We start from the raw sequence: 5,056 nt of genomic DNA on the forward strand, positions 1-5,056 counted from the left end.
GGAGACCGCGCCGACGAACGTGGTCTTGCCCACGCCGAAGCCGCCCGCCACCACGATCTTCGCGGAGGTGGTGGAGCGAGGAGCCGCTCCGCCGTTAGAGCTTGCGAAGTCCACTGAGCACCCTTTCGAGCAGTGTCACATCTGGCTGGCCGCCGGCGGACTCGTCGCCGCCGGGCTGGTGAATGGCGACGAGGCCGGCCTCCGCCAGGTCGGCGACGAGGATCCGGGCGACGCCGAGGGGGATGGAAAGGAGGGCCGAGATCTCGGCGACCGACTTGATCTCGATGCAGAGCCGGCAGATGCGCTGGTGCTCGGGCAACTGCCCTTGCAGACGCGCGGGATCGGCCGTCGTGCTGACCAGAGCCTCGATGGCGAGCTGGTAGCGCGGCCGGGTCCGGCCACCGGTCATCGCGTACGGGCGCACCAGCGGGTTGTGGGTCTGCGGACGCGCAGCGCGCGGAGGCGGCTGCTGGGCGGACCGGTAAGGCTGCTGGGGCTGCTGGGGCTGGCCGTACTGGGGCTGCGGCTGCTGGTAGGGCTGCCGCTGGTAGGGCTGCTGCCCCGCCGGGTCGTGCTCCGGCGAGGGCCGGTTGCTGGGAGTGGAGGGGAAGTTGAAGCGGTTCTGGTCGTGCCCACCCTGCGGCTGCTGCGCGCCGCCATAAGGATGTCCTCCGGGTGTTGTCACGTTTCCTCCTCCGACTCCAAGAACGCAGTACTCCCTGTCGAACCGCGCCACCGCACCCTATGGTGCGATGGCGCGAAACGCACTGCCTGTCTGCTAGTTGAGAAGACTTCCCTGCAGCTCCGCACGCAGGTCCGGCGTCAGTACGGTGCCCGCACGATCCACCAGAAGGGCCATCTCGTAGCCCACGAGGCCGATGTCGCACTCGGGGTGCGCGAGCACCGCGAGCGAGGATCCGTCGGAGACGGACATGAGGAAGAGGAAACCCCGGTCCATCTCGACGACCGTCTGGTTGACGGCGCCGCCCTCGAAGATGCGGGAGGCCCCCGCGGTCAGCGACGTCAGCCCGGAGGCCACGGCCGCCAGCTGGTCGGCGCGGTCGCGCGGGAATCCGTCCGACATGGCCAGAAGGAGGCCGTCGGCGGACACCACCACCGTGTGGGACACCCCGGGGGTGTTGTCCACGAAGTTGGTGATCAACCAGTTCAGGTTCTGCGCCGCCTGGCTCATCGCGCTCACACTAACGCTCCTGGTCATAGCTGTTACTTGACTGCTCGGATCCCGCGTTGCGGCCCTGCTGGACGCCGCGTCGCAGGTTGCTCAACCTGCCACGGATGTCCTCCGGGGCCCGGGAGACCTCGGGGCCTCCCTGCGGCGTCGTCTCCGCAGCGCCCTCGACCAGGTTGGCCTTGGGCACCCGCCGAGGCAGACCCGACGGGGTGACCCCGCCGGCCTTCGGCTCACGGAGTTTGCCGGCCTGCTGCCAGCGCTCGTCGTTGCGCGAGCGCCAGGCAGCCGTGCCTTCCGTCTCCTCCGGGGCCTGCTCCGCTTCAGCGGGCTGCTGCTGACGCTGCGGCCGCTGCTCGAAGAGGGATCCGGAGGACTCCGCTTCCTGCTGCGCCGGCTGCCACTGCTGCTGGCTGCCGCGTCGCGGCAGGCCCGCTCCGGTCACCTGGTGACCGGTGTCGGCAGCGGCGCCCGGACTGTCGAAGCCTACGCGCTCCGCGGCCGGTTCGGGAGCGGCCGGGGATTCCGATTCGGTCCCGTAATCCTGCTGGTAGGCGCCCGAGTACGTGTTCTGCTCGGGCCACTGGGCCTGCGGGGAAGGGGAATCGTACCCGCCTTCGTACGCCGGGGCGTCCGCCCGCCGATCCGGGTACTCCGCTTCCGGATAGTCGTAGTCCTGCTGCGGGTACGCCTCGTACTCCTGCTGGGCCCGGCCGGCTTCGTAACCGGGGGCGTAGCCCTGCGGGGGCTGCTCGTAGCTCTGGTACGGCTGGTACGCATGCTCCGGCTGGGGTTCCGGATACTCCTCCGCGGAGTCCCCGTACTCCGGCTGCGCCTGCGGATAGCCCACCTGGGCCTCCAGCGCCGCCCGGCGCTCCTCACGGGCCAGGGAACGGACGAGCGGGTCGGCGGGAAGCCCGTCGGGGCCCGGCTGGTCGGCCCGGTGGACCTCGTAGCGGGAGTCGTCGAAGCCGAGTTCGGCGGCCGTGCGCAGCGGCGCGGGCTGCTGCGCCTGCTGCTGCGGGATCATCGAGGAGACGGTGAAGTCGTCGTCCGGGACGCTCTCGCCACCGCCACCGTGGGTGATCGCGTCGGGGAGCATGACCAGCGAGGTGGTGCCGGCGGCCTCGCCCGAGGGGCGCAGCTGCACGCGGATGCCGTGCCGGTCGGCCAGCCGGCCGACCACGAACAGGCCCATGCGCTGCGAGATCGCGGCGTCCACGGTCGGCGGGTTGGCCAGCTTGTGGTTGATGTCCGCGAAGTCCTCGGCGGTGAGGCCGATGCCCTTGTCGTGGATCTCGACCATCACGCGGCCGTCGGGCAGACGCGTCGCGTTGACGCGGACCTTGGTCTGCGGGGAGGAGAACGTGGTGGCGTTCTCCAGCAGCTCGGCGAGCAGGTGCACGAGGTCGGTCACGGCCTGGCCGTGGATCTCGGCGTCGGAGACTCCCGACAGCTCGACGCGCTCGTACTGCTCCACCTCGGAGGAGGCGGCGCGCAGGACGTCGACGAGGGGAACCGGCTGGTCCCAGCGGCGGCCCGGTTCCTCACCCGCGAGGATGAGGAGGTTCTCGCCGTTGCGGCGCATACGGGTGGCCAGGTGGTCCAGGCGGAAGAGGTTCTCCAGCTGGTCCGGGTCGGCCTCGTTGTTCTCCAGGTCGGTGATGAGGGTCAGCTGGCCCTCGATCAGCGACTGGTTGCGCATGGAGAGGTTCGTGAAGATCGCGTTGACGTTGCCCCGGAGGAGGGCCTGCTCGGCGGCGAGCCGGACGGCTTCCCGGTGGACCTGGTCGAATGCGCGGGCGACCTCGCCGATCTCGTCCTGGGAGTCGATCGGGATCGGCACCACGCGGGTGTCGACCTTGCCCGGGTCGGTGCGCGAGAGCTGGTCGACGAGCATCGGCAGGCGCTGCTCGGCGATGTCGAAGGCGGCTCCGCGCAGGTGGCGCATCGCGCGGCCCATCTGGCGGGCCATCATGCCGGCCAGGATGAAGGCGGCGAGCAGGGCCACGACCACGATGGCGCCGGTCAGGATGGCGTCGTTGCGGGCCTCGTCGGAAACCTTGACGGATTCCTGGAGGGCCTTGTCGAGGAGTTCCTTCTCGACCTCGGCGTAGCCGTCGAACTTGGCGGTCGCGGCAGCCTGCCAGGCCTGCGGGGTGGTGCCGTTCTGCGCCAGCTTCTCCTTGCGCTCGCCGCTGGCTATCGCCTCGGTCATGCCGGTGAGCGCCGAGTTGTTGACCATGGGCGGGGCGCGGAAGACGGTGCCGGCCTGCTCGGCCTGCTGCTTGGCGGCCGCGAGCTTGGCGGCTCCCGCCGCGGACTGCTTGCCCATCACCTCTTTGAGACGTGCCACGTCCTCGTCGGTGCCGGCGGCGACGTACTCGCCGATGGCGATCTCTTCGAGGTACGCGTACGAGGAGAAGGCGACCAGCTGGGCCCTGCGGACGTCCTCGTTCTCGTTCGGCCGCACCAGCAGGTGCGTGCCGACGGAACGCTGCAGCGAGTTCGCGGCCTTCGACAGTTCGACCGCGTAGACCATGCGGCCGTACGAGGTCACGTTGCCGGTGCCGAGGCCCAGTTCGTTGGAGAACTGCATGAGGTAGTGCTGGACCAGCACATAACCCTCTTCGGTCGGGATCGGGCCCGCCGCCTTGGGCAGGTCCTTCTTCGCCGTCTCCAGCTGCGCCGCGTAGGCGCTCTTGCGGACCAGCTCCAGCTTGGGCTCCTCCTGGCGGAAGAGCTCCAGGCGCCGCTCCATGCCCTGACCCCGCGGTACGTCCTTCACCGCCTCGGCGAACTTCGCCTTGGCCGCGTCGGTGGCCGCGTAGGCCTTCAGGACGGGCTCGGAATCACGCTGGCCGCGCAGCAGCGGCTCGGCGGTGAGGTCGCGCTCGTTGAGGATGGCCTCGCCGTACACGGCCGCCGCCTGGACGATGCGGGCGGTCTTCTCGGCGTCCTTGGCCTCGTTCCAGGTCTCGATGGAGCCCTTCACCTGGAAGCCGCCCATGACCAGTCCCACGAGTACGGGGACGAGCAGGATGGCGTTCAGCCGGGTGGGCACGCGCCAGTTGCGGGGCGAGAACCTGCTGGCGCTCCCGCTGCGCGCGGGAGCGTCCATGGGTACGCCGATGGATGACGTGGCCGCGCGCTGCGGCGGGGTGAAGTTGCCGCGCGCGGGTTCGTCCTCCGGGCTCGAGATGCTTCGCCTCACTCGACCAACAACCTCTCGGCGGTGCTACTAGCTAGTTCGTTGAATTCCAGCACGGTTAACGGCCGTGTTCCAAACAGTTGAAATCAGCCATTCATAGATCCTTATGCCCCACATAAATCGGACATAAAGAGCGTCCTGCGGCAAAAATGGGGCCGGTTGTGAGCGCAGTGACACCGGCCGAACGCACCGTGTCGCCAACTACCCGCAATTCTCTGTCGAAACGTTATGAACCAAAGGGGGCGGGCCGTGTCCTACAGCCCGCCCCCCAAACATGCGATGCGCCACATCTCGTGCGTGACGGACTACTTGAGACGCGCCATCAGGGCGTGCTCGACGAGCGTGATGAGCGCGCTCTTCGCGTCCGACCGGTGACGGGCGTCCGTGGTGATGATCGGGGCGTCCGGCCCGATCTGCAGGGCCTCGCGGACTTCCTCCGGGGTGTACGGCTGGTGCCCCTCGAAGCCGTTGAGCGCCACGACGAACGGCAGGCCGCTGTTCTCGAAGTAGTCGACGGCCGGGAAGCAGTCGGCCAGGCGCCGGGTGTCGACGAGGACGATCGCGCCGATGGCGCCGCGGACGAGGTCGTCCCACATGAACCAGAAGCGGTCCTGTCCGGGGGTGCCGAAGAGGTACAGGATCAGGTCCTGGTCGAG

Annotated in this window: 4 protein-coding genes and 1 pseudogene; all 5 read right to left on the minus strand. The window is 69.3% G+C overall.

The features are described from left to right. Nucleotides 1–114, minus strand: a pseudogene (locus tag ABZY44_RS37230) (ATP-binding protein); the annotation flags it as partial. Further along, nucleotides 95–685, minus strand: a complete 591-nt coding sequence (locus ABZY44_RS37235) for a DUF742 domain-containing protein (RefSeq protein WP_356661923.1) — start codon at nucleotides 683–685, stop codon at nucleotides 95–97. The gene ABZY44_RS37235 and the pseudogene ABZY44_RS37230, both read right to left, overlap by 20 nt. A gap of 93 nt (nucleotides 686–778) precedes the next feature. Continuing rightward, nucleotides 779–1,192 carry a roadblock/LC7 domain-containing protein gene (locus ABZY44_RS37240; protein ID WP_007266772.1) on the minus strand — a complete coding sequence of 138 codons (414 nt, stop codon included), beginning with the start codon at nucleotides 1,190–1,192 and terminating at the stop codon, nucleotides 779–781. 10 nt (nucleotides 1,193–1,202) lie between these two features. Then, nucleotides 1,203–4,403: a nitrate- and nitrite sensing domain-containing protein gene (locus ABZY44_RS37245; RefSeq protein ID WP_356661925.1), complete on the minus strand. Its 3,201-nt coding sequence runs from the start codon at nucleotides 4,401–4,403 to the stop codon at nucleotides 1,203–1,205. Nucleotides 4,404–4,705: 302 nt separating this feature from the next. Further along, a partial coding sequence (locus tag ABZY44_RS37250; RefSeq protein WP_356661927.1) for an ATP/GTP-binding protein occupies nucleotides 4,706–5,056 on the minus strand: 351 nt, incomplete at its 5' end.

The sequence above is a fragment of the Streptomyces sp. NPDC006544 genome, assembly GCF_040611715.1.
Lineage (GTDB): Bacteria > Actinomycetota > Actinomycetes > Streptomycetales > Streptomycetaceae > Streptomyces.

What these genes read in the sequence shown, in the direction of transcription:
- ABZY44_RS37240 (WP_007266772.1), bottom strand. Translation starts at nt 1,192, where the DNA reads ATGAGCCAGGCGGCGCAGAACCTGAACTGGTTGATCACCAACTTCGTG.